Genomic DNA, 1598 nt, shown 5'->3' with positions numbered 1-1598 from the left:
GTTCTACCCTATGTGATACACCCCAAAACGGCCGTTCTCGGACGGGCTGGGGGGGCATGGGCACAAGCGAAGCCTTCCAGTGGTGATGGCTCAGTAGGCAATCCTTATAAGATATCCTCTGCTGCCGAACTGGCGTGGTTCCGCAATCAGGTGAATAGCGGTAATAATAGTATTTCAGCCGAGCTGACTGAGAATATCGACTTGGCAGAGTTTTGCCATGCGAAGGATGGCACCAAGTATACAGAAGAGCTCAGCTGGACTCCTATCGGTAACTCAAATTATCAGTATCTTGGTACATTCGATGGCAAAGGGAAGACCATCAGTAATCTCTACATCAATGCCACCTCTGATAATACCGGTTTCTTCTACTATGCAAATTATGGCAGCATCAAGAACATCATTTTCGACAATGCGAAGGTAAAGAATACTGCTTTGCGCTCTGGAATATTGGTAGGAGACGCCGGTTCTTGTGCTATTGAAAATATCAAGACCTTGGCAAACTGTTCGGTAGATGGGAATATGTCAACTGGCGGAATAGCAGGATATGCAAGTGGTGACATCAGCAACTGCGAAAACCGTGCAGCAGTGAAGGGTACAAGATCTCTCGGAGGAGTTGTAGGTAGCTATGTCGGTGCCGGTTCCATCACTTCATGCGCCAATTATGGTACCGTAACAGGAAGTGAGTCAATCGTTGGCGGCATGGTTGGATCTTTTGACTTTGGAACCATTCAGAACAGTGCTAACTATGGCGATATAACTGGAGCTGATATGGTTGGAAACTTAATAGGAACTGCTCGTAAATGCAATCTGAACAATGTGCTTGGCACTGGTTATGTTACAGCTACTTCTGATACAGATTGTGCCGGTCTCCTTGTTGGAGAAATAAGCAAAGGCTACTCAATCACCGCTTCTGGCATTTTGGCATACAACAGCAGTGCTAAACTTACCATCAATGGAACAGAGCAGACAGATGATGCTGTCAAGGCTATCGGATATGGCTCAATGACATCTGTCGAAAAGATAATGGCATTTTCTGCAGAACAGTTGAAGAGCGGATTGGTTGCTTTTTTACTCCATGAAAATGCCTCAGAAAGTGCAAAATGGGGGCAAAAACTGAATACCGACAATTATCCTTTACTTGGCTCTACGAATAAGGTGTATTCGGATAGTCCTGTGAAAATGAAATGTTCAGGAGAGTTGGAAGATACAGGTACATTTACCAACACAAAGCCTGCACAAGAGGGCACATTTTCGATTAATCATGGCGATAGTCCCATACATCACAAATCCGAGGCTGCTACCTGTACCGTAGATGGCAAAATGGAATATTGGGAATGTAATCTTTGCCATAAGCCTTTCTCTGACGAGCTGATGACACAAGAGGTGAGCAATCTTGTAGTTTCAGCAACCGGTCACGAATATGATGAGAACGACAAGTGCACGAAGTGTCAGCAGGAAATTCCTTTCTTGACAAACGGCGACAATAACATAACAATTGGAAAGGTATTTGGCGAGAAGAAAGAAATCAGCGGTTACAATCTTTACTGAAGTTTCGCAAGTGAATAAATATCAACTTGCTTGTTTATAAATATACATAT

Annotated in this window: 1 pseudogene; it reads left to right on the top strand. The window is 43.9% G+C overall.

The features are described from left to right. A pseudogene (locus KSW37_RS15520) lies at positions 1–1548 on the top strand (hypothetical protein); the annotation flags it as partial. Positions 1549–1598: the final 50 nt, after the last annotated feature.

This window comes from Segatella copri (genome assembly GCF_019127135.1).
Classification (GTDB): Bacteria; Bacteroidota; Bacteroidia; order Bacteroidales; family Bacteroidaceae; genus Prevotella.
This window is presented reverse-complemented; position numbering and strand designations above follow the sequence as displayed.